Origin of the sequence: Veillonella sp. ZSJB6, assembly GCF_051549505.1 — a bacterium.
In the GTDB taxonomy this organism is placed as follows: domain Bacteria; phylum Bacillota; class Negativicutes; order Veillonellales; family Veillonellaceae; genus Veillonella.
In genome coordinates this window covers 1-261 of the sequence record NZ_JBPUGE010000088.1, presented here as the reverse complement: position 1 = coordinate 261, position 261 = coordinate 1, and the positions used below count along the sequence as shown (strand labels likewise).

At 41.8% G+C, this 261-nt stretch carries 1 protein-coding gene; it reads right to left on the bottom strand.

Annotated features, from left to right (window positions below; translation table 11 throughout):
* The coding region (locus ACSV5T_RS10000; RefSeq protein ID WP_438321024.1) for a baeRF3 domain-containing protein at positions 1–220 on the bottom strand (220 nt) is incomplete at its 3' end.
* Between the last annotated feature and the right edge of the window lie 41 nt (positions 221–261).

Below are 261 nucleotides of genomic sequence, written 5' to 3'. Positions count from 1 at the left end.
CCAAAATCACAGGTAGTGGTGATTTGTTATAAAGCTCTTGCAAGCTTTTATCAACACGGTTAAAGAACTCTTTTAAGTACATATCATCGTCTGATGAGCCTGTACGGTCTGCTTTACTGTTGTTGGGTAGCGTTGAGTTGTTAATAGGGAAGGTCAACTCGCTCATTGTTTGTTGACGTTCGCTACCGCCTTTAATTTCTTTAGCCAGACGATTATTCACGCCTTCAATCAGACGGGCTTTTTCAGGCGTAACTACCAACA